Source organism: Enterococcus sp. PF1-24, assembly GCF_029893325.1.
Taxonomy (GTDB): domain Bacteria; phylum Bacillota; class Bacilli; order Lactobacillales; family Enterococcaceae; genus HY326.
This window is the reverse complement of record NZ_JARXWL010000008.1, coordinates 15867-40344: the sequence shown is the minus strand read 5'-3', so window position 1 is coordinate 40344 and position 24478 is coordinate 15867. Positions and strand designations below refer to the sequence as shown.

Annotated in this window: 22 protein-coding genes; 3 read left to right on the top strand and 19 right to left on the bottom strand. The window is 34.2% G+C overall.

Annotation, left to right across the window (positions count from 1 at the left end):
- Positions 1–27 precede the first annotated feature (27 nt).
- From M2139_RS05185 to M2139_RS05160, 6 genes are all read right to left on the bottom strand, one after another.
- Positions 28–1635, bottom strand: coding sequence for a type I restriction-modification system subunit M (locus tag M2139_RS05185; RefSeq protein ID WP_280737755.1), 1608 nt, complete (start codon positions 1633–1635; stop codon positions 28–30).
- 28 nt (positions 1636–1663) lie between these two features.
- The gene (locus tag M2139_RS05180; protein WP_280739533.1) at positions 1664–2863 is read right to left on the bottom strand and encodes a restriction endonuclease subunit S; all 1200 of its coding nucleotides are present in this window, start codon (positions 2861–2863) and stop codon (positions 1664–1666) included.
- Positions 2864–2887: 24 nt separating this feature from the next.
- Positions 2888–6046, bottom strand: coding sequence for an HsdR family type I site-specific deoxyribonuclease (locus M2139_RS05175; protein ID WP_280737753.1), 3159 nt, complete (start codon positions 6044–6046; stop codon positions 2888–2890).
- The gene (locus tag M2139_RS05170) at positions 6043–6624 is read right to left on the bottom strand and encodes a restriction endonuclease subunit S (RefSeq protein WP_280737752.1); all 582 of its coding nucleotides are present in this window, start codon (positions 6622–6624) and stop codon (positions 6043–6045) included. The genes M2139_RS05175 and M2139_RS05170 overlap by 4 nt, the downstream gene beginning before the upstream one ends.
- A 399-nt stretch (positions 6625–7023) precedes the next feature.
- Entirely contained in the window at positions 7024–7842 is an 819-nt protein-coding gene (locus tag M2139_RS05165; RefSeq protein WP_280739532.1) for a Fic family protein, read from the bottom strand.
- A gap of 131 nt (positions 7843–7973) precedes the next feature.
- On the bottom strand, positions 7974–9644 hold the full coding sequence (locus M2139_RS05160) for a formate--tetrahydrofolate ligase (RefSeq protein WP_280737750.1): 1671 nt from the start codon (positions 9642–9644) through the stop codon (positions 7974–7976).
- Positions 9645–9877: 233 nt separating this feature from the next.
- On the opposite strand from M2139_RS05160, the gene M2139_RS05155 reads away from it, so the two are divergent.
- The gene (locus M2139_RS05155; RefSeq protein ID WP_280737749.1) at positions 9878–10081 is read left to right on the top strand and encodes a cold-shock protein; all 204 of its coding nucleotides are present in this window, start codon (positions 9878–9880) and stop codon (positions 10079–10081) included.
- A gap of 76 nt (positions 10082–10157) precedes the next feature.
- Entirely contained in the window at positions 10158–10574 is a 417-nt protein-coding gene (locus tag M2139_RS05150) for a ribonuclease HI family protein (RefSeq protein WP_280737748.1), read from the top strand.
- Here the strand turns inward: M2139_RS05150 and M2139_RS05145 are convergent.
- From M2139_RS05145 to M2139_RS05110, 8 genes are all read right to left on the bottom strand, one after another.
- Entirely contained in the window at positions 10562–11725 is a 1164-nt protein-coding gene (locus M2139_RS05145; protein WP_280737747.1) for a cation diffusion facilitator family transporter, read from the bottom strand. The two genes, M2139_RS05150 and M2139_RS05145, sit on opposite strands and share 13 nt — an antisense overlap.
- A 288-nt stretch (positions 11726–12013) precedes the next feature.
- Positions 12014–12256: a hypothetical protein gene (locus tag M2139_RS05140; protein WP_280737746.1), complete on the bottom strand. Its 243-nt coding sequence runs from the start codon at positions 12254–12256 to the stop codon at positions 12014–12016.
- Positions 12257–12321: 65 nt separating this feature from the next.
- The gene (locus M2139_RS05135) at positions 12322–12645 is read right to left on the bottom strand and encodes a type II toxin-antitoxin system RelE/ParE family toxin (protein WP_280737745.1); all 324 of its coding nucleotides are present in this window, start codon (positions 12643–12645) and stop codon (positions 12322–12324) included.
- Positions 12638–12892, bottom strand: a complete 255-nt coding sequence (locus tag M2139_RS05130) for a type II toxin-antitoxin system prevent-host-death family antitoxin (RefSeq protein WP_280737744.1) — start codon at positions 12890–12892, stop codon at positions 12638–12640. Before M2139_RS05130 ends, M2139_RS05135 begins: the two co-directional genes overlap by 8 nt.
- Before the next feature lie 136 nt (positions 12893–13028).
- Positions 13029–15671, bottom strand: a complete 2643-nt coding sequence (gene alaS, locus M2139_RS05125) for an alanine--tRNA ligase (protein ID WP_280737743.1) — start codon at positions 15669–15671, stop codon at positions 13029–13031.
- Between the two features lie 365 nt (positions 15672–16036).
- Complete coding sequence (locus M2139_RS05120) at positions 16037–16417, bottom strand: VOC family protein (protein WP_280737742.1); 381 nt, start codon at positions 16415–16417, stop codon at positions 16037–16039.
- 16 nt (positions 16418–16433) lie between these two features.
- On the bottom strand, positions 16434–17213 hold the full coding sequence (locus M2139_RS05115; RefSeq protein ID WP_280737741.1) for a Cof-type HAD-IIB family hydrolase: 780 nt from the start codon (positions 17211–17213) through the stop codon (positions 16434–16436).
- Between the two features lie 17 nt (positions 17214–17230).
- The gene (locus tag M2139_RS05110; RefSeq protein WP_280737740.1) at positions 17231–18268 is read right to left on the bottom strand and encodes a hypothetical protein; all 1038 of its coding nucleotides are present in this window, start codon (positions 18266–18268) and stop codon (positions 17231–17233) included.
- A 109-nt stretch (positions 18269–18377) separates the two neighbouring features.
- On the opposite strand from M2139_RS05110, the gene M2139_RS05105 reads away from it, so the two are divergent.
- On the top strand, positions 18378–18809 hold the full coding sequence (locus tag M2139_RS05105) for a GNAT family N-acetyltransferase (RefSeq protein WP_280737739.1): 432 nt from the start codon (positions 18378–18380) through the stop codon (positions 18807–18809).
- Between the two features lie 53 nt (positions 18810–18862).
- Here M2139_RS05105 and M2139_RS05100 read toward each other — a convergent pair whose 3' ends face one another.
- From M2139_RS05100 to M2139_RS05080, 5 genes are all read right to left on the bottom strand, one after another.
- Positions 18863–19381, bottom strand: a complete 519-nt coding sequence (locus M2139_RS05100; RefSeq protein WP_280737738.1) for a GNAT family protein — start codon at positions 19379–19381, stop codon at positions 18863–18865.
- A gap of 109 nt (positions 19382–19490) precedes the next feature.
- Positions 19491–20669 (bottom strand): hypothetical protein, encoded by a 1179-nt coding sequence (locus M2139_RS05095; RefSeq protein ID WP_280737737.1) that lies wholly within the window; start codon positions 20667–20669, stop codon positions 19491–19493.
- A 129-nt stretch (positions 20670–20798) separates the two neighbouring features.
- Positions 20799–21827 (bottom strand): hypothetical protein, encoded by a 1029-nt coding sequence (locus M2139_RS05090; RefSeq protein ID WP_280737736.1) that lies wholly within the window; start codon positions 21825–21827, stop codon positions 20799–20801.
- Between the two features lie 103 nt (positions 21828–21930).
- Positions 21931–22911 (bottom strand): hypothetical protein, encoded by a 981-nt coding sequence (locus M2139_RS05085; protein ID WP_280737735.1) that lies wholly within the window; start codon positions 22909–22911, stop codon positions 21931–21933.
- Positions 22912–22952: 41 nt separating this feature from the next.
- On the bottom strand, positions 22953–24449 hold the full coding sequence (locus M2139_RS05080) for a hypothetical protein (protein ID WP_280737734.1): 1497 nt from the start codon (positions 24447–24449) through the stop codon (positions 22953–22955).
- Positions 24450–24478: the final 29 nt, after the last annotated feature.

Genomic DNA, 24478 nt, shown 5'->3' with positions numbered 1-24478 from the left:
CTTCCGCTGTTCCCAAGCGTCAGTATCCTATATTTCAACTCCTAAAATCTTCAACTGTTCATTAATTTCCGCTTCTAATTTAGCAATTTCAGCGTTGTCTGTTTCAAGTTGTTTGCATACTTCTACCAAGTCAATTGGCTCTTCCTCTTCGAAAGTGTCAACATATCTAGGGATATTTAAGTTATAATCATTTTCTTTAATCTCTTCTAAGCTAGCTACATGGGCATACTTATCAACATCTTGACGTTTTTCAAAGGTTTCAATAATTTTATCAATATGTTCTTCTGATAAATTATTTTGATTTTTGCCTTTTTCAAAATCTTTACTAGCATCAATAAATAAAATATCTTTAGTTTTTCGGCTACCTGGCTTTTTAAAGACTAAGATAGTAGTTGGGATACTTGTCCCGTAAAATAAATTTGCTGGCAAACCAATTACGGTATCAAGATAGTTATTTTGAATTAATGTCTCACGAATCTTACCTTCAGCAGCGCCACGGAATAGCACGCCGTGAGGTAAAACGATTGCCATATTACCATTGTTATTTAAATGATATAAACTATGCAAAATAAAAGCATAATCTGCTTTTGAAGCAGGTGCTAGTTTGCCATAATCTTTAAAGCGAGGATCTTTTAATTTGCTTTCAGCATTGTCCCATTTAGCAGAATAAGGAGGATTTGCTACTACTGCATCAAAGCTTCTAGGGTGATCGTTACCATTTGCATCTGGTCCATCAGGCCAATCACTTTCTAAAGTATCCGCATTATTCAACGTCATATTGTTAAAAGAAACATCGTGCATCATTAAGTTCATGCGCGCCAAGTTATAGGTTGTTGTATTTAATTCTTGTCCGAAGAATTTAATCGCTCCCGCACGCTTGCCTCCTGGCAATTCTTGCGCTACGGTTAAAAGTAATGAACCAGATCCCATCGTTGGATCATATAGCGTAAAAGTTTCATCAGATTCTGTTAAACCATTGGTAACTAATTTTGCTAAAATTTTACTTACTTGATGTGGCGTGTAGAATTCACCGCCCTTTTTACCAGCACTGGCTGCAAATTGGCCAATTAGATATTCGTAAATTTCACCTAAAATATCTTTGCCATCTTCCCCTTTATATTCGATACTATCCACTAATTTCACAATATTATTCAAAGCTTTAGCTCTTGCGGTAGTTGAAGCACCTAAACGAGAATCCCCTAAATTAATATCATTAAATACCCCACGGAAATCCTTAGTTGCTTCTTCATTAAGTTCGGCATTTTTATTGAAATTATCAAAAATTGTTTGATAATCACTAGGGACAATCACTGAATTATCAATTTTTTCAGTTAATGAAACCCAAGTATCTTGTGGCTGAATTGCATAGCCTAAACTTGAAGAAATATCATCTAAATAGTCTGCTAAGTCCTCTTCAGTGACTTGTTCTAAATAAGCGTCATTCACGCTTTGTCCCTCTACTAAATCAATAACGTTATTTGATGTTAAATAGGCTTCTTGGTTCTCCGATAAATAACGATAGAACATAAATGCTAAGATATAATTTTTAAACTCTCCTGCATCCATATTTCCTCGTAATTCGTTCGCCATTGCCCAAAGTTTACTAGTTATAGACTGAATTGTCTGATCTGCCATGATTATTTGCTCCTTTTTTCCTTTAAATTTATACAAACATCTGTTGTAAAAGTGCTTTTTTCTGTAATTTCAAATTATCCAGCTTACGCTGATGAAGGGTGATTAGTTTATCGAATTCTTTGAAAAAGTTACCGATTTTTTGTTGTTCATCAATAAAATTCGGCACCGACAAACTCATTGAAAAAAGGCTATCTCTTGTAATCCCTTTAATGGAGGTTCCTTGAACAGCATTTTTTTGCTTTTGTAAAAGTCTATATAATGAGTAAATCCCAAATAATGAATTTACATTCAAATCACTTATAGAAATAAAGTCTTGGCTTGTAGCGAATTCGTAAGGCATAAAAGCTAGTTTACCAACACCTACACGAGTCACAATAGAAATCGAATTTGCAGGGATTTTTTTTGCAGCAGAATTTGCTACCCCAATTTCTGTAATACTTTTCTTTGGCGTATTGACAGTTAAAACATGTTCAGATAAATCAGATGACTGAATCCAGGGTAAAGTTCCATCCCAATAACTCTCTTCAGTTGTTTTTGGAGTTCCGCCACCATAGTAATCATTTCCATAAGTTTTAACCTTCCGCTGTTCCCAAGCGTCAGTAAATTCTGGAAAACGAAGCACTGGAAAACTCTCGCCATTTTTCGGAAACATCTTTTGAAGTAGACCATTTTTTTCATTTTTTAAGTGATCTAACTTACGCTGATGAAGGGTGATTAAATTATCTAACTCTTTGAAAAAGTTTCCGATTTTTTGTTGTTCTTCTATATTTTTAGGTATTGCAAAAAGAGTATTTGAAACTTTTTTCCAATCTGATCTTGGCATTTTTGTTCCAGCTGTATCATTGGCTACTTTTTGATAACTATCGGATTGAATCAAACTATAGATAAAACTTGGATTAGCTTCAGAGCTTTCAAAAACCCAAAAATCACCTAACGCTATACCTTCAAAATCAGGAAATAGCCAATTCTTTAAATAGGGACGTAATTTACCGTATAAAATGTTTTCAGGATAGAACAATGTTCCTTTTCTGTTATCAAATTTATTCTGTACATCTTTATTCAATCGACCTTCACCGGCTATGATATCTTCGAATTCAACTTTAGGTAGTTGGTTAGAATTTGAAGTTTTACTTAATCTGATTACAAAATCATTAAACTTTCGCTGTTCCCATTCATCTGTAAATTCTGGATACCTTAATTTAGGTATACCTTTTTTATTTTCACTCATGTTGTCCTCCTTAATTTTTCGGCATTAATTTTCAGCTAACGTATCAGCTAATTCATAGATTGCATCTCTTAAATTATTACGATATTTAATTTTTGACATCGCCTTAACTTCTGCATCAAGGGCTAATGTTTTATAGTTAACACTCGCTTCAGCAATAATCTCACGAATTTGCCCTTGGTCATCAAGATCTTGTAACCCATAGCGATGACGACCAAATAGCTCACGCATTCCTTTACTAGTGATAATATCAATAATCCCCCATTTAATGCGAAATCCTTGTAAATGGAAGTCTAAATTAACAGTATTAGCTTCTTGAATTACTAATTCACTACTGCTCAATTTTGCAGGATATTTGAAATCAGAACCTTCTGGTGGATATAAGCCCTTGACGATTGCCACTGCAGCATTTTTGATTTTTTCGCCATAAGTATGATCCTCCAAACCATTGGCAAATTGATTGATTTTTTCTTGTGTTTCTTTGGCTTCTGCCATTTTCTTCTCGTGAACTTGATTTAACAGTTGCTCTACTAGTTCAGTTAAGTAATCATAATCAATTTTAACATCTTTAACATGGGTCATTCTTAGTTCAATTTGATAAACGGGTACATTTTGTTTTTTTGCCAAATGTTGTTTTAATTCATTGGTTAAAACAGTTGTTAACATGGTTTCTTGCTCACCAGTCATGCCTAATTTTTCTACTAATTCATCAGGGTTATCATAGTCAAAACCAACTTGCTCCCCTTCAACTTCAGCTGGATCGTATTGTTTTAATTTTGCCATACCACTATTGTATTTCTTTAAAAGTTCCAGCATATCATCTTTTTTCTTTTCACTTGGTGGTAAAGCTTGAAATTCATCAGTTAAATCTTCTAATTTTTCAACAACTTCTTTAACTTCATTAAAAACTTTCTCAAATGGTTGCGCAATTACGCCGTCTGTTTCATTTTGTAACTTACGCTCTTCGTCACTTAGCACAGCTGAATCCTTATTAGCATAAACAGCTAACGCCTTGTTCATTAATTTTTCATTGTAAGCTGGCCAACGATAATTAACGACTCTCCCCCAAGGTTTTTCCAACATATCCGCAATTCGGTTGGTACGAGAGTATGCTTGAATCAGTCCAGCACCTTTTAAAGTACGATCAACATATAAAGTGTTCATTTCCGGAGCATCAAAGCCCGTTAATAATTGATCTACCACGATTACCAAATCTAAAAAGTTTTTATCACTAGCAGTTTTATTTAAACGGCTCGTTACATCTTGGGTATAACCTGAAACATCTGACATATCAAAGCTTGTTCCAAATTCATTATTATAAGCAGAAATCGCATCGAACAAGCCTTTATTTGTTTCCAACATAGTATCGCTATTTGAAGTATTTTGACTAAAGGTAATAGCAACTTTTAGAATTTGCCCACCGTTTTGCTTATTTTCTTCATTCACTCGTTGGAATTCTCTGAAATACATCATCGCCATTGGGGTACTTGCTTTGCCACCACCTACATGGGTTGTAAATAAAGCATTATATTTCCCTTCATTTGAACGATTACGCCAATTTTTGAAGATATCTTCTACAACTAATTTTACATGGTCAGGATTTTCATCGTAGAAACTAGGCTCAATGGTATCATCCATATCTTCAGGCGTTAAGTTGGTAATTTTCTCTTGAATTTTTTCCTCTGTCCAATTTGGATATTTATTACGATAAAAAGCTGGTAAATATTCTGCTTTTACTTGTTTTTCATCAATAGTCGTTTCAAAATCAACCTTAAAGCCTAAAACATTTCTATCCGCGATTGCTTCCCGAATCGTATAAGCATGTAGTAACGGCCCGAAGATATCTTCTGTTCGTAAACCATTAGTCGTTTCATCAAACATCGGTGTTCCACTATAACCAACCCATGCCGAACGCCTGAAAGCTTTCTGAATAGCAGCGAAATTATCGCCACCAGTTGAACGATGAGCTTCATCGACGATAAAGACAATATTTTTATCAGGAGCTTGGAAGGATTTGCGGTTAACTAAAGTCCCTAATTTTTGCACAGAAGTCACGATAATTCCATTGTCTTTACTCTTTAATTTTCTACTAAGTTCTGTTGTGCTGTTCGTTCCCTCAACACTTCCAGTTCTACCTGACTCACCCACATCACCATCAGGATCATAAGCTTGATAGTTTTCGTTGGTTTGTCTTGTTAAAGCAATTCGGTCAACTACAAAGACAACTTTGTCAACTTTCGGCATGCGACTTGCTAACCAAGCCGTTTTAAAACTAGTAATTGTTTTACCAGAACCAGTCGTGTGCCATATATAGCCGACTTTATTCATCCCTAAGTCAAACTCAACATTTTTCAAGTTATCAATGACATTTTGCGTAGCATATACTTGATAAGGACGCATCGCTTTCAGCATTTGCTTATTCTTAGTGCCATCTAATATCATGTAATTCGTTGCCATTTGATGCGCCATAGGGATACTTAACATTGAATCAGCAAATTCTTTCCAATTCCGCACAATCGAGTTATCTTCTTTACGCTGCCAATTAAAGGCAAAGTCTTTATTAAACTTATCACTAGTCGTATTTGCCATATATTTTACATTAGTAGGCGTTAGCGCCACTAATATTTGTAAGGTAGAAAAGATATCGCGATATTGATTTTCGTCAATATATTGATGCATTTGATTTAAAGCTTCATTGATATCATGGGTTTCCCGCTTTTCTTCAATTTGAATAATTGGTAAACCATTAATAAGTAAAGTCGTGTCAAAAATACGATTTTGCTTACCAGTTATGACTGCTGGACGATTAATTTGATTAACCACTTGATAAATCGTATCACCAGCGCCAATCTGCTTTTGATCAAAAACCGTTAAGAAAACATGGCGGCCATCATCTAAATCTATTTCAATTTGTGAAACGCCATTTAAGCCATATAAAAATTGTCCCGCTTCGTAAGGTGTTTTTAAATCAGAAATAATTTTTTTCACTTGGGCAAACTCAACAGCGCTTAATGGATGATCAAGGGTATTTTGGTTATGTTGCTCCAAAATAATTTTGAAATTATTCCAAAGCGCTTCCGTTGTTTTTATCTCTTTTTCGTATTGCCACTGTTTAGTTCCCGCAATATTACCTAGATATTCAACTAATTCAATTTCAAATGCCAACTCACCTTGTACTTCTCTCATTTATTTCCTACCTCCTGTAGTTGTTTTAACCGTATTAGTGTTTCGTTTTTAGCAACTCGTTTTTTTAACATTTCTAATTTTAATTGTTTAAAATAGATGTCCCCGATAATTTTTTGTTCCGTTTTATTCGGCAAATGAGTAATTTTTAGTTCTCTCAATTGCTTTACTGTGTATTTCATAGTTATCGAACCCTGCATGCCAGTTTGAAACTGTCTTTTTATGGATATATCTTCATTTATGAAATATACTAAATATTGCGGAAGAATTTCTTTAAACTTATTAAGTAAAACATAGTTTTGGGTATAGAGCTTTCCCGCATTACCTTCACTGACAATTGTGGCTTTTCCAGAAATTAAACTAAAAACAACGTCACCAACATTCAGTAAACTAACTTTATCAAAAGTTTTAACTTGTTTCTCTTGTTGTGAATTAGAAAATTCAGCATACAAATCATTTTCTAAATCATCTTGGCTATAGAATTTATAACTTGGCGCATCGTTTTGGATTGCTTCTTGTATTCTAAACTGTGGCGTCCCACTGTTAAAATCCACAAAATTTGACAACTTCAAACCAATCACCGTGCCTTTCTAAAATTACTAAAAAACATCTCTTGGAATCATAATAGCATATACATTTTAAAACGGCAACTACCTTTTTTGTAATTTTGTTAAGGCACTAATTATGAAAGTGTTAATTTTTATAATTGTTTTTCTCTTCTACCTTATAAACGCATTTTTTCCAGCAAAATGTCACCCTATTTTTGAAAAAAATATTTTCATTTTTAGTAATCAATAGTTTCTGATTTTGAAAACAGGTTCATCGGTGACGAAAAAAGTCACTAACACCTATTTTCATAACATACAAAAAACAGTCAAGCAAAAAACGTTGCTTGACTGTATAAATCAAATTATTCTATTGGATTTTTTCACCAACACCAGTTGACAAAGAGCCATTAATTTTCTTTCGTAGTTTCTAAATTATTCTGCCGTTTTATTTAAACGTGACAACATTTCACTTCGTTCTAAAATATTTTCACCAGCTAATAAAACATTCTCGGTAAATTTAGCTAAATAAGTTTGTGTTTTCAGCTTTCCAGTTGCATTAGCAAGAACTAATGCATCCCGAAAATACTGTGAATGTTTTTTAAAAGGCTCATTATCTATATCAAAACCAAGTGATTTAAAATATTTAATTGCAAAAACTGCAATAGTGCGAGTATTTCCTTCTCTAAAAGGGTGCACTTGCCAAATGTTTGAAATAAAATCCATAATATGTTTTGCAACGGCTACTTGTGAAAGTCCTTCAAAACTAAAATCTTGTTCTTCAGAAAAATCGAAATTCAACGTATCTCTAATCATAAAATGACTAGCATACTGCACGCTTTCGCCATTCAGAACTTCTTCATTTTTAGTAATATTAACGACTCTAAATTGCCCAACAGGATATTCTTCAAAAACATCTGTAAAAAGATGGCGATGGATTCCTAATAAAGTACTTGGTTTTAACAAAAAATAATCTTCTGATAACAACTCAGCAATTCGCAAAGAAACAATATCAGCTTCTTTAGTAGCCTGATTAATATTTTCTGAATCGTGATATTTAGTTATGTCCGCTGCAACTTCTTGATAACTTTTTTTACCTTCAATATTTTCTTTTGCTAGATGTAACATATAGTCAGAAGGCTTTAATCCATCTACAGCTTGAAGTCCAAAACCAGTTTGCCATAAATCTAATTTAGTTTGATAAAGTAATTCTTTTTCATCCACCTCATATGGCTTTTCTCCATCAAAGTACATCACCATTAAACCTCAATTCCTTTAGATAAACTTTTCATTCTATTATAAGTGTTGAAAAGCCATACTGCAATATTTAAGCAAACAAATACCATAGCAGTATTTCCATTCTACTATGGTATCAATTCTATCTTCTAAAACAATCCAACCGCTTGTCCGTCAGTGTCCACATCCATATTCAAAGCCGCTGGTTTTTTCGGTAAGCCTGGCATCGTCATGACATCACCAGTTAAAGCTACCACAAAGCCGGCACCGACTTTTGGTACTAATTCTCTAATAGTAATGGTAAAGTTATCTGGTGCGCCAAGGGCGGTTGCATTATCAGATAAAGAATATTGCGTTTTCGCCATACAGACTGGCAAACGATCCCAGCCATAATGACTGAAAGTTTCCAATTGTTTTTGAGCTTTTGGTGTAAAGACAGCACCGTTACCGCCATAAATCCGTTTGACAACCGTTTGAATTTTTTCTTCTAAACTTGAAGCACCACTGTAAATTGAGTGGAAATCTGCTTCGGTGTTTTCAGCTAATTCAATTACTTTTGCTGCTAAAGCTTGTCCACCAGCTGGGCCGTTTTCCCAAACGCTAGCTGTTTCAACTGGTACACCGACTTTTTCACAAAGTTCAGTTAAAGCGGCTAATTCTTCAGGGGTATCACTAACAAATTCATTGATCGCAACCACTACTGGTAAGCCATAACTTTGCATATTTTCAATATGTTTTTTCAAATTAGCAAAGCCTTCAATTAAAGCTGGTACATTTTCGCCACTTAAATCAGCTTTGGCTACGCCGCCATGCATTTTCAAAGCACGAATAGTTGCTACAATAACCACTACATCAGGCGCTTTTTTCAAATTTGGTACTTTGATATCTAAGAATTTTTCAGCACCTAAATCAGCACCGAAACCAGCTTCTGTTACAGTGTAATCGCCTAAACCTAGAGCTGTTTTCGTAGCTAAAATACTATTACAACCATGAGCGATATTGGCAAAAGGTCCACCATGAACAAAAGCAGGTGTGCCATAAATTGTTTGAACCAAATTCGGTTTAATAGCATCTTTTAATAGTAAAGTTAAAGCTCCTTCAATCTCCAAATCCCCTACCGTTACGGGTTCGCGATTATAAGTGTAAGCCACCACAATATTTGCTAAACGCGTTTTTAAGTTTTCAATATCAGTTGCTAAACATAGTACCGCCATAATTTCACTGGCTACGGTAATATCAAAGCCATCTTCCCTAGGAACCCCTTGAATCGGGCCACCTAAGCCAACCACCACATGACGTAACGCGCGATCGTTTAAATCAACCACCCGTTTCCAAATCACTCGGCGAGGATCAATATTTAATTCATTGCCTTGTTGAATATGATTATCCAATAACGCAGATAACGCGTTGTTGGCAGTAGTAATGGCGTGCATATCGCCAGTAAAATGCAAATTAATATCTTCCATTGGTAAAACTTGGGCGTAACCACCACCAGTGGCGCCACCTTTAATCCCCATAACAGGACCTAATGAAGGTTCCCGTAAAGCAATCACTGCTTTTTTGCCAGCTGCATTTAAGGCATCACCTAAACCGATCGTGATAGTTGATTTGCCTTCGCCAGCTGGTGTAGGATTAATCGAAGTTACCAATACCAATTTACCTTGCGGATTTGCTTCAGCTTTCTTAATGGTATCAAAATCAATTTTTGCTTTATATTTACCATAAAATTCTAAATGATCTTCAGATAAACCAATTTTCTCCCCGATTTCTTTAATTGGTTTAATTTTAGCGTTTTGTGAAATTTCGATATCTGTTTGCATAACAATCCCCATTCCCGAACTATTTTTAACTAATATTTTCTTTTCGTTAAGTTATTTATTATTATAATCGTTTTCTTGAATAAAATCATCAATTATCTACGATTTTTTACAACTGTTCACAGAAATTCCTTGTTTTGTCGGCTGGCCCTTTTTTTATATTTGACGTAGCTGTTGGTCTACCGTATAATAAGCCAGAGAAGTTGCTTATCCAATTTGGAAAGGTTGTGAGCGTTTTGAAAACTGGAACGGTTAAATGGTTTGATGCCAAAAAAGGTTACGGCTTTATTTCCTACAATGAAACAGAAGAGATTTTTGTTCATTTTACTGCTATTGAAGTGGATGGCTTTAAAACTTTGGTTGATAGTCAGCCAGTGGAGTTTGAGGTTAAAGAAGGCAATCGTGGCTTACAAGCTGCTCACGTACGGATCATTGATTAATGTTGAAAGTAAAGTTGCAATCCAAATTTTTGGATTGCACTTTTTTATACCTTACTATTTTAAAGGATGAAAAAATATGTTAAAAGTTTATATTGATGCTGCTACCAAAGGAAATCCAGGCCCTAGCGGTGGCGGTTTAATGATTACTGGCGAAAATCGCTACATTCAAGAAAGCTTTCCTTTAGCTATTTTAACCAATCATCAAGCAGAATTTGCAATGTTGATTACGGCTTTAAACTATCTAAAAGAACATGTCTTTCAAGAAGAAACGATTTTCATTTATACCGATAGTAAAGTTTTAGCTCAAACTATTGAGAAAAATCACACCAATAATCGTGATTTTCAGGGTTATTTAGCAGAATTTAATAGATTAGCTGATGATTTTCCACTGCTATTGATTCAATGGCTACCTGAAAAAGAAAATAAAGGAGCGGACCATTTAGCCCGCCAAGGTTTACAAAAAGCTTTAAAAGCTAATAATCACAATAAATAATTATGATCAAAAGTGATTTGCATTTGATATTCGCCGATTTTTCGTTGAAGTTGTCGCTGAATAGCTGCTTCAATTTCTTGATCACTTAAAGTAAATTTAGCAGGAACCACTAAGTCAAAGCTCAATAAAATTGGGTTTTGACTTTTTTCTATGCGAAAATCGTGCAGACGCAATTCTAAATTCAACTGATGAACAATTGCTAAAACTTGTTGGTAAACCACCATAAATTCTCCATCATTCACCGGCACGGGATCTAAATGACAAACTAAATCAACCTGTAAATCTTTTTTGAATTCTTTTTCAATTTTATCAATCACTTCATGAGCGTGATGTAAATCCCACTCTTCATTGACTTCAATATGCACGGAAGCAAAACGTTTATTAGGTCCATAATTGTGAACCAATAAATCATGATAGCCTAAAATCGTTGTATAAGCAGAAAGTTTATTTTCCATCGCTTCCACTTCTTCTTGTGTTGGCCGACTGCCCATTAACTCATTGATAAAATCACGAATCATCATGATACCACTGTACAAAATATAAATCGCAATCCCTAACCCCATATAGCCATCAATCTGCCAGCCCGTTAACAATTCAACTCCGGCTGAAACTAACACTGTAGCGGTAGTAATCACATCATTTAAACTATCTTGCGCTGCCGCTTTTAAGCTACCAGAACGAATGGATTTACCTAATTGCCGATACATCTGACTTTGCCAAAATTTCACTAATACCGAAAGCAACAATACGATAAAAATAATCGGCGTTAAATTTAAAGCCGTTGGTTGCATAATTTTTTTAATGGAACTCTGTAAAAATTGAATCCCTACATAAGTGACTAAAAAAGAAACGATTAAGCCGCTAATATATTCAAAGCGCTCATGACCATAAGGATGCTCTTTATCCGCTGGTTTGCTAGCTACTTTAAAACCCACCAAAGTTAAAATGGAAGATGCCGCATCAGATAAATTATTGATTGCATCCGCCATAATCGAAACACTCCCTGACAGCAAACCAATCAACAGCTTACTAGCAAATAAGACCCCATTAGAGATTAATCCCAAAATAGCTGCTAAAATCCCGACTTTACTACGATTTGTAGCAGCAGAATTCCCCTCTTTAATCAGTTTATTCAGGAAAAAATTAAACATTTTCTTCAATCCTTTCAAACACTTTACAAAAAGATAATGTTTTACCATTATGTCGTAATTTTTTGCAAAAAGCTAGCCAATTCACCAATTTCTTATTATTTAGCAAAGCCTAAAATTTAAGCAAAAGACTGCTTAATAAATTGATTATGGTTGCTTGATTTGTTGGTTAGTGGAATAGAAAAAAGACCAAGCTCAATAATGTGCTCAGTCTTTTTCAAGTAAATTATAGGGTCATAAACAATTATGAGTCGTTTTTCATTCAGTGATTATTACTTTTTTTAAATATAACTAGAAAAATACTTTATATTCTTTATCCATCTTACCTTTTGAATAATACTCAATCAGTACCATATAATTATTAAACCACTCAGTTTCTTTTTCAACCAATAAACATTTCATTAATTCTCTACATAATGATCTTTCAGAAACTCCACTTAATATAAACTTACTTTGCTCTTTTAAAAATGAGTTATTTGCTCTTTCAAAAAAATTCACTACATCCGTTTGCATATCTATAAACTCTCTCACCATCTAATATATTTCACTCCTGTCATCACTACTACTAAGTTAAGCATTATTTACTCTCGAAAAAATCATTATACTAAATTTAATTTTACTAGATAGTTTTCTTTTCCATGATAAACTTGATAAACTTGCACTAATTTTTGATTTTCAAATATTTTATAAAAAATTAAATATTGTCCAGATACTAAATATCGGTAATCATTATCAATAGTAGTTTTACTACTAAGCTTTCCACCTATTTTGGGACTCGTTCTCAATCGTTTTAAATCTTGATAAATTGTTTCAAAAATTTGCTTAACTGTTTCTGGATAATAATTACCACCTTTAAGATAAACCATAATTCTATTCATATCATTATCAAATGTATTACTTATTTTTACCTTATACTCATTCACTGAACTCACCTAATTTATATTTTTTGGCAAATTCATCAATATCTTTTCCCTCACCAAAATCTTGTTCAGCACGATTCAACTCAGTTAACAACCACATTTCTGCTTGCTTCCTTTGCCATTCGTCAATGTTTACCATAACTACTTTTCCTACACCGTTTTTAGTTAAAACAATGGGTTCGCCGTCCTGTACTTCATCAATCACTTTGTTATAGTCCCTTAAAATCGAACTTGGTTTAATCATTTCCATAATACTCAACTCCTTATATCCTATTAAATTTTCTTTGATTCTATTATATCACGTTCGTTGTAAATTTACAGCAAACATGCTTTTAATATTAAGAAAAAAGACCAAGCACAGTAATGTGCTCAGTCTTTTAAATTTTCTATTTCTCATTCAACCATGCAGCAACTTCTGCTAAAGCTTCAGGAATGCCTGCTGGATTTTTACCGCCGGCTTGTGCCATATCTGGACGACCACCACCGCCACCGCCAACTTTAGGAGCGATTGCTTTGATTAAATCACCAGCTTTTAAACCTTTTTCGTTGGCGCTCGCTGACATTGCTGCTAATAAGCTAACTTTGCCCTCTTGCGCTGTTGTTAAAACTAAAACGTCTGAAAGTGCTTTTTGTTTCCATTGGTCCGCTAACTGACGTAATTGATTCATATCTTTCACGTTAACTTCAGCTGCAATATAACTATGACCATTAGCTGTTTGGATATTTTGGAAAATATCGCCAGCTTGTTGGTTAGCTAATTTAGCTGCTAGTTTTTCATTTTCTTTTTGTAAATCTTTTAATTGTGCTTGTAATTGCTCAGTTTTATTCACTACTTCTTTTAATTGTGGAGATTTAATAACTTGAGCGACATCTTTTAGCATTTTTTCTTCTTCATGGTAAGCTTCAAAAGCTTCTTTGGCGGTAACAGCTTCAATTCGGCGAACACCTGCGCCAATACCTGATTCAGAAATGATTTTGAAAATGCCGATATCTTCGGTATTTGCTACGTGAGTTCCCCCACAAAGCTCGATAGACCAACCACCAATGTTCACTACTCGCACTTCTTTACCATATTTTTCACCGAAAAGTGCCATTGCTCCCATTGATTTAGCTGTATCAATATCCGTTTCAATCGTGTTAACAGGAATTGCTTCCCAGATTTTTTCATTAACGATTTGTTCCATGCGACCTAATTCTTCTGGTGTAATTTGACCAAAATGCGTAAAGTCAAAACGCAAATGCTCTGGTGAAACCAATGAGCCTGCTTGGTTAGCGTGCTCTCCTAAAACTTCTTTCAAAGCTTTATGCAACAAGTGGGTTGCTGTATGATTTTTCAAAATTTTATTATGACGAGCTTGGTCAACGGTAATTTGATAAGTTTCGCCAACTTTTAAAGGTGCTACTAATTCTACTTCGTGCATATATTGACCGTTTGGTGCTTTTTGCACATTTAAAACTTCCGCAACCAGATTACCAGCTAAATCAGCAATCGTACCGGTATCGGCTACTTGCCCACCCATTTCAGCGTAAAAAGGTGTTTCAGCAAAAATTAATTGCGCATGACCACTAAGCACTTCTTCAACAATTGCTTCTGTCTGCACAGCTACTAACAATTCACTGTCAGCAGTTAATTGATTGTAACCAATGTATTTACTTTCAACTTTAATGTCAGTCCAAAGTGCTGATTGAGTGCCCATTGACATTTCGTTACTACGAGCAGCCCGTGCTCTTTCTCTTTGAGCAGTCATTTCTTTTTCAAAACCAGCATGGTCGACTTTCAAGCCAGATTCTTCGGCAACTTCTTCGGTTAATTCCACTGGGAAACCAAATGTATCGTATAATTTAAAGATTATTTCGCCTTTTAAAGTATCTTCATTGGCAGCTTTTACTTGTTCAATCACTTGATTTAACATCGCTAAACCTTCATTGATAGTTTCGTGGAAACGTTCTTCCTCTGTCCGCACAACTTTTTCAATGAATTCTCTTTTTTCATTGACTTCAGGATAATAACTTTCCATAATATCCCCAACAATCGCTACTAATTGATATAGGAAAGCTTGATTAATGCCTAATTTTTTACCATGCATGACTGCCCGACGTAATAAACGACGCAATACATAGCCGCGGCCTTCATTTGAAGGCAAAGCCCCATCGCCAATCGCGAAAGCTAACGCCCGAATATGATCGGCAATTACTTTAAATGAAGTATCAATCGCCACAGAATCACCATAGCTGGCTTGGCCGCTAATTTTTTCAGTCGCTTTAATAATCGGCATAAATAAATCTGTTTCAAAATTCGTTGGTGCATTTTGAATAATTGAAACCATCCGCTCTAAGCCCATGCCAGTATCAATATTTTTATGTGGAAGTGGTTCATAAGTATTATCAGGTTTATGATTAAATTCAGAGAAAACTAAATTCCAAATTTCTAAATAGCGTTCATTTTCGCCACCAGGATAATTTTCAGGATCATCTTCTGCTAAATCGTTGAAAGATTCCCCACGATCGTAAAAAATTTCTGAATCTGGTCCACTTGGTCCCGCACCAATATCCCAAAAGTTATCAGCAACGTCAACAATATGTTCATCAGTTAAACCAACGACTTCTTTCCAAATACGTTTTGCTTCCGTATCTTCAGGATAAACCGTAACGTATAGTTTTTCAGGATCAAAAGCCATCCATTCTTCAGCGGTTAAAAATTCCCACGCCCATTCAATCGCTTCTTCTTTAAAGTAATCACCGATTGAAAAGTTACCTAACATTTCAAACATCGTATGGTGGCGAGCTGTTTTCCCTACGTTTTCAATATCGTTTGTTCGAATAGATTTTTGTGCGTTAGTAATCCGCGGATTCTCTGGCACAACTGAGCCATCAAAATATTTTTTCAAAGTTGCTACGCCAGAGTTAATCCACAATAAAGTCGGATCGTTAACTGGCACTAATGAAGCGCTTGGTTCGACACTATGGCCTTTTGATTTAAAGAAGTCCAAAAACATTTGGCGGACTTGACTACTTGTTAATTCTTTCATCTCTCAATTTCCTACTTTCTCAATTTATAATTAATTAGCAATTTCACTTAAAAAAGCAAAAAACACCATTGCAGTCAAGGACGTTCACACGCGGTACCACCTTGATTGCAATGATGTTTGAATCATTACCTCTTCAATTCGTTAACGCCGAACTACGTTGATATTTCTATCAAATATTCAAAGGGAGCAATTTATTCAATCCTTGCTTTTTCTCAACTACCAAAGCTCTCTGTAAAGGTTCGTTAAACAAATCATATCCTCTGTACTTTCAAAAGTATAGATAAAACTTCCGAGAAAGTCAACTTTTTTCACTCAATAAAATTGATTTTTTGATAAAAGCTGAACAAGCCCTTTCCATTTTTTATTTACTCAGTCGTAATTTCGATTAAATTGCCTTCAGGGTCTTGGATTACTGCTTCGTAATAGCCATCGCCAGTTCTACGTGGACCGTTTAATAGTGGAAAGCCATCTGCTACGAATTGTTCAGCCATTTGATCAACGGCTGCTTCATCGCCAACCGCCATCGCTAAATGTGCATAGCCAAAACTGTCAGCAACTCGGTTAGATAAATGTTTTTTATTAGTTAACTCTAAACGACTTCCTGAATCAAAACTTAAAAAATAAGAAGAAAAACCTGTTTTTTGATTATGATATTTTTCAGAAACGCTAGCGTTAAAATATTTTTGATAAAACTTTTTCATTCCTTCTAAATCATTCACCGATAGGGCTAAGTGTTCAATTTTCATCGTATTCGCTCCTTTTTTATATCAGTCCATAATGTTTTAATCCAGCAACAATTCCACCATCAACATTAGCTTTCGTAATGAAATCCGCGGCTGCTTTGATTTCCTCAGTCCCGTTTGCCATGGCAATACTGTAATCAGCAATTTCAAACATCGGCAAATCATTGTTACCATCACCAAAAGCATAAGTGGTCAACTTACTATCGCCAGCAATTGCCTTCAATAAATGCTGAATACCGGTCTTTTTAGAGTTGCCTTGGGCTGTCATCGCCATTGAATAAGGGCTATCTCTAACCATGGTTAACATATGTTGAAATTGTTGTTGATAGTCAAAATCTTTACTTTTCTCTTCCGAAAAAAGATATAACATATGAATTGCTTGCTCTTGATAAAAATTTGGCTGAACTTGGAGAATTTCTACGTTATCCAATGCAAACAATCTTTCGGCAGCTTGATCGACAAAAGTAAGTTTAAAATCAGCTTTGCCATAAAAAGCCAAAGAATGTTGTAAATCTCCTGAAAATGCGACCACTTCTTTAACAGTTTCTGTAGGAATAATCGCTTCATAAATCAGCTCATTAGCAACTTTGACAATTTGCCCGTTTAAACTAACAAAATTACCTTGATTGCTAGCTCCTAATAACGTTTCAATTTCCCACGGCGCTCGTCCGCTAACAATCACTGGTAAATAATTATTCTTTTCTAAATCAGCTAAAGCTTTTTGATTTTCTTTGGTTAATACAGAATCTTGATTTAACAGAGTGCCATCTAAATCAAAAAATACAATGCCATGATACATTTAACTACCAACTTTCTTTATGCTTCAATTAAAATTGCTTTGCGATAAGTATATTTTTGCGGCTCTAAAACTTTATCCGTTTCAAGCCACTCTTCATTGCGATAATAAGTCGCCAACGGTAAGCGATCAACAATTACAAAATGTGCCTTTTGATAATCCGTCAATTTTAAACAATCTGGTGAGTTCGTTAATTCAAAACGACTTTTACTTGTATCAAAATATAACCCAAACATATTAGCCTGCTTGAAATCCGCTAAATTGGCATTTTTCGCAAAAAGTAAATCGGGATGCCAACGAAACAGTTGACGGGTGCCACCACCACAAGCAAATTCCCATTGATCTTCGGTTAACAAATCATAATTATAATTATGTAACGCCTTCACTATTTGATGATAGGTGGTCTCTTGCAACTGATAAAGAAGATACTGCTCTTCATTAGGCAATAATCTTAAATAATAACCCGCTTCTTGAAATAATTCCTTGGGGGAATTCCAAGTAAGCGCTGCGGCGGGTGTTAATTCAGGAAATAATCGCTTTTGAATTTGAACCTTATAGCGCTGATAAAAATCATTATCACCACTGAATTCACCAGTAATTAAATTTAAAGTGCCTTTATAGTTGGCTCCTACTGGAATTGCTGAAGTTTGAACCAACATTGGCGGAATTTCAGCTTTTCTTAAAGGTGTAGTAAAGCGATTTAAATAATCAACTGCTTCTTGATAGTCAGTAAAATCATATTCTGCTGTTTCCAGGGGCGCTAATTTAGGATTCGGTGTTTCGGCCATAACATCAGAAGTGCGAATCCCTTTAAAATCAGTATCCCAGCCTAAAACCGCTTCGCTATTGCCAGGAACTAAAACGAAAGGCTCCCCGTCGATTTTTAAAGAAAAAGTCCGACATTTTATCCCTAAAATTTCAAAATTCGCCAAATGAACATCAGAAACTTTTGCTAGTGGCGAAATAAAATACATAGTTATTTGGTTGAAAATAAATTGTTTGCCTTGGTCATTTAACTGTTTCCAATTAGACCACTGTAAAGCTGAAATAAAATCCAAAATGACTACTCCTCTCAATGACTAAATGAAATGACTAGTTGCTTCTTATTTTATAAGATTATGTTATGATAAAAGTATAACACAAGCCAAAAGAAAGCAGGGATTTTACATGAAAACAATTTGGAGTAAGCAAAAAGAAATTCAAGCTGCTGCTTATTATCTCCGCTATCAAGTTTTTGTGATTGAACAAGGGATTTCGCCAAACGCTGAGTTTGATGCCTATGACACTTCAGAAACTATTTACGGTGTCGGTTTTATTGATAATATGCCAGTTGCTACCATACGCTATCAGCAAATTTCAACTACTACTTTACAACCTGATCGCTTTTGTGTTTTAGCCGCTTATCGCAAACAAGGTTTTGGCAAACAGTTGTTATTAGCCTTGGAAGAATTAGCTAAAGAAAATCACTGTCAAGAAGCAATTCTTTCAGCTGAAACTAGTGCGTTGAATTTTTATCAAAAACTTGGCTATCATGTGATTTCAGAAGTTTTTTTAGAAGATGGCATTGCATGTATGAAGATGCAGAAAAAATTAGGATAAAAGAGCATAGGACTAAACTTAATCCTTTGCTCTTTTCTCCCCATTACTATTTATTAATCAATAACAACTTGATAAGCTTTTCTTTCTCCCTCTGGAATATTAAACTTAACCATACCTTGATAAGTAAAACCGCTGGCGTAAATTGCTTTTTCCATTAAAGCATTGCGGGGATACGTGTCAATCCGAATATCGTGGTAACCTAATTGGCGCCCAACAGTGATTAGTAATTGTAAAAATGTTTTAGCTAATCCTTGGCCGCGAATTGATAAATCAAAAGCGATGCGATGAATAGACAAATATTCTTTGTATGTTTCATCCCAGGTGCCCTCAGTAATTGCCGTATAAATCGGATCAACACCCGTAACCAAGGCTGAAACCCCCACCACTTGCCCATCTAAAATTAATACATAGCTTTCGCCCCGCTGAATATCTAGTTGCAAATCAGTAACATTGGGTCCGTAACCGTTTTGCCATTGGGGCGAACCCTGTTCCGCTAAAAACGCGGTCGCTGATTGAATGATTTCTTCCATTTTAGCTAAATCAGCCAGTGTTGCTTTACGTACATATAACATAAAAACACAACCTTTCCTAAATATTCCAAGTCTTTATAGCAAAAACTGAGATAGTCGCAAAATTTTGCGTTTATCTCAGTTTTTTATTTTTTAGCTTTAAAAAAATATTTTATTCTGGGAAGAATTCTTCAATACGTTTTTTCTGAGCATCAGTAAAATCAGCGTCATAATAGAATTCAATGAATTCTTCAGCTGTCATGTAGTACTCATCGTCTTCTTTCCAATAAGCTAATTCTTCTTCCAATTCTTTATCAGTCATTTCATAAGTATCATAGTCGTAAGCATCATAACCATATTTTTCATCATATTCTGCTTCAAGTTTATCAAGATCATCAAGTGTGATTCGTTTTTTCTTAGCAGGCACTTTAACATCAACATCTTCTTTTGAGCCAGTTGACACTAATTTAACTTGAGCTTCAAGACTTGTTTCGTCATCTTCAAGCAAGATATTATAGAAATAAGTTGCAGAATTTGCTTTCGTATCAACAACTAAATCCATTGAAAAATCCAACTCATTTAATTCATCTTCTAAATCTTTAAGCATATCTTCAAATTCTAAATCTTTAAGAGTATCTTGAATGGTTTCTGTGCCATTTTCTTCAAGATAAGCTACAAAGTCAATGATTTCTTCTTTTGTATAAGTGTGAGTGATTTTATCGCCATCTTTTTTGAAAGAATCTTTTGGTAAAGTTGCTGTATAATCAGCTAATAAAGCTGAACTAGCTAAAATACCTTCATCCATTTCATCAAAATCAAGCAATTTCCCATTAGTTAAAATCTCATCAAAATCACCTTCTTCATAAAGTTCAGCCATTTCTTTTTGTGTAAGTGTCATGAATTTACCAGCAGTTTCTTCTGCCATAAAATTCAACTCGTCATCTTCTACGCCACTAAAAGTTTCAAATAATGAAACTGCCTTAGCAAAAGTATCCATTGAAAAATACATCGCATCTTCTTCAAAATACATATCAAACGGAATACTAGTACCTAAAACTTTTAATTTTGCTTCTGCACTCATCACATCATTTTCTAAATCAGTAGTTGTTACGAATGATAATTTTGCATCTTTAACTTGTGATAAAATCATTTGTGTTTGTGGATCTGGTTCTTCCATCTCTAACTCTAATTTTTCAAATGTTATTTCTTGGGTACTGACATTATTAATGTTGTAATCACCTTGTTCAGCGATAAAATTAACCGCTGTCTCTTGCGCTGATTTACCACAACCCGTTAATAACAATGCTGCTGAACTAACAGCCACTAACCCAATACTTTTTTTCTTGTTCATCACTTTCCTCCTAATTCGTTTCATCGTATTGAATAAATTAATATTTCATACATCATAAGTTTAACAAAAAAATCACTTTTTTTATAGAGAATTTTTCTGATTTAAAAAATTAATTTCCGACATTACCAATTATTCTTCTGTAGTTATTGTTAATTCGCCGCCTTCAGAATTGTAATAGCTTGCTTCGATAGCTTCACTCAAAGCTTCTTGATAGTCTGCTATAGTAAGCGTATCTTCTTCTTTTGGTAATTCCAATTTAACTTCAGCTTTATCAGCAAACCAAGTAGCTTCAATCACAGCTGAGCCTTCAACTACATCATTGTCCACTTCAAGATTAATGGTTGCAGACATTGTATTTTGTTTAGGATCCATTACCACATCCATTGAAAAATCCACTTCTTTATCATACATCTCAAGTTCTAAATCTTGAAAAATAGAAGCTAACTGAAGAAAAATAGTAAAACTTTCATCATTATCTTCTAGTAATTCAATAAAATCAAGCAACTCTTCTTTTGAATAAGTTCGCGTAATTAGCTTATCTTCTTTTTTAAAAGAATCTTCTGCTAATGTTTCATTAAATTCTGCAAAGCGTCGTAGATAAGCGTACGCTGGTTTTTCCTCATCATCGTCACTTGTTTCAGTGATATCCTCATTCATTTCGTCTGCTGCCATATAAAGATATTTGCCTTCTAGTTCCTCCATTGAAAACAGCATACCAGTTAAATCTATATCATACATAACTTTATTAAAGCGATCATTTTCTTCGTTTTGCACAATTAAACTGTAGCCATCTCCGTCATATACAAAGGTTTCAATTACTTGCTCAGCATCTGAAAAAGTATTAACCATTTTCAAATAGTTAATTTCATTTTTTGTATCATATTTTTGAACCAGCGACCACGATGCATCTTCCACTTCATTCAAAAAATCTTCCAATTTGTAATTGTTTTCTTTTAATTCAAAATCAAGACTTTCTAAATGACCTTCATCTTGAATAGTATTAAAAATCTCTGGATCATTTTGTTCTTGTAAAAATGTTAATGCATCTTCTTTAGCTGAATTGCCACAGCCGGTAAGGACAAACCACCAACTCCTAAAATAATTGCTTGTTTCATCATCTTTTTCATGTTTTTTATTTCCCCCTTTAATAGTTAACACCTTTTTCTTGAAATAGCATAGCCCAAAAAGTCTTTAATTTCATATAAATGTTAAGTAATTTTGAAAAAATAAAGAATAATAAGCTAAAGTTAAGAAATTTTATTTATAAGTTATTAGCTTTTTCTTTGATTGCTTCATATTCTTCATTTGTAAGCACATCTTTTTCATCTGGTAATTCTAAGCTGACTTGCTCTTTACTACTGGTCCAAACAAATTCAATCACAGACTCACCTTCAACAACATTATTATCGACCGCAAGATTAATTGTAGCTGTTAATTCATAGTTTTTCGGATCTATCACAACATCTACAGTAAAATCTAAATCGCGATCTTCAATATCTATTTCTAAGTCTATGAAAGCTGGCGCAAACTGAAAAATAACAGAAAAACTCTCTTCTTTATCTTCTAACATCTCAAAATATTGAAGTATTTCTTTTTTCGTGTAAGTTCGCGTAATTAAACCGCCTTTTTTAGTAAAAGATTCTTCGTCTAAAGTTTCATTAAATTCGCCAAAAGTTTGAATATAAGAAAATCGTGATTTATCTTCAACTGTTTCTTCAGAACTATCACTATCAGCCGTTTCTTCTTTAGAAGTATAAAGATATTTGCCTCGTGTAGCAGTCTTTATATAAGTTTTTGCTTCAGGATTCTCCGACGTGCCTCCCTCTGAACCAAAAAGGATACCAAAGAATTCATCAATATCATTTTCAGGCATTAATTTTTGATAACTGTTCTCTTCAAAATATAAATATTGTGCTATCCATGAACTATTGTTAAAACTATTGTCAAATTCATGGTATTCAATTTCGTTTTCTCTATCATACTTTTCAGTAGTTGACCAAGAAGCTGCTTCCATCTCTGATAGAAAATTTTCTACATACTTATAACTTCGATAATAAATATCTGTATTTAATTCAAAATCAAGGCTTTTAACTTGACCTTCTTCATGAATAACATTAAAAACTTCTGGATTATTTTGATTTTCCAAAAATTTTACAGCATCTTCTTTACCCGAAGTTCCACAGCCAGTTAGCAAAACCGCACTAACTGCAAACATTATTCCCCAACTCATTTTTTTCTGCACAGCCTTCTCTTCCTTTCTAAAACCATTTTTGTATGCTAAAACTATTCTTCGTAATAACTTCTATTCGTTTCAAGGTAATCATCACACTCGTCTCGTATACTTGTTAAACTTTCAATCACCAAAGCTTTGTCAACAATCTCTTCGTTTTCAAGACCTCTTAGGGATTCTCTTTGATCAGCGATTGTTTCTACATAAGTGGTTCTCAGTTCTCGTAATTCAGCACCGGTCACGGCATCATGTTCAATACCAAAAAGTTCTATTTCTTTATAATATTCAGAAAAGATTTTTTCAAACATAATTAAAATATCAACATTAATTTCCATTTTAGCGATTGATTCATCACTAGTATCTTTAGGGTCATAGCCTCTTACGGAAGTCATCTTAGCAATTGGATTTTTAGCGAAGTAATCTTCAATTTTTTTATTTTGTTTATCAGTAAAATAATAATCAAAATAAATTCTTAAAAAATCTTCCGCATCTAAATAGCCAACCCATTTTTTTAATTCTTCGTCTAACTCTTGATCAGTTATTTTTGTTAAACTTTCTTGATAATAACGCTCTTGAATTTCCGTAATATCTTCAGTTGTAATCATGTTCTTTTTAGCAGGTAATTTCAAATCGACCGCTTCATTAGAAAAAGTTCTTGCTACTTTTAGTTGCCCCGTTACGCTGTCATCATCATCTTCGATAAAGAAGTCAAAATAGTAAGTTGCAGTTTTAGCTTTAGTATCCATCACTAATTCAAAAGAGAAATCAAGTTTATCAAGTTCTTTTTTTATTTTTCTAAATTCTTTTCTGAAATTAATATCTAAGTCCTCTTCTAACTTACCCTCATCATATTCCCCTAGAAACTCAAGAAAATTTTCTAATTCTTCCTCAGTGTAAATACGACTGACAATATCTTTTTCTTTAGTAAATGAGTCTTCTGGTAAAGTCGCCGTATATTCAGCAAAAATTTCATTCGCCAAAATAGGACTACCATCAAAATAATCAAAATCAAACAATTTTTCGTCTTCGTACAATTTTTCCAAGCCGTCATTGTTGGCAGCAGACATTTCTTTTAGCGTTTCATGATCAACTTTAAAATATTGGCCGGCTGTTGCATCAGCAATATAATATAATTCATCCAAAGGTACATCAATAAAACTATCTCCTGCATCTAAAATATCTTTTAAGCTATCCATTGAATAATAAACAGTGTTTTCTTCCATAAAACCTTCAAAAGGAATAGTTGCGCCTAAAATTTTAAGCTCTCCATCTAACGTTGTTAGTTTGTTTTCAAGATCAATCGTGGTTGTCGTCGTAATTTTTGCATCTTTAATCTGTGAAGCAGCCATTTGTAGTTGGACATCGGGCTCCGCTAATTCTAACTCCAAATCTTCAAAAGTAATTTCATCTTTTCTGATATTGAAAGTATTATAACTTCCTTGCTCAGTTAAAAATTCTACAGCCGTATCTTTGGCAGATTTCCCACAACCAGTTAATAAAATTGCGGTTGCACCAACTGCTAATAGTCCTAACCCTTTTTTCTTCAACATAATTCTCCCCCTAATTTTTTCATGATATA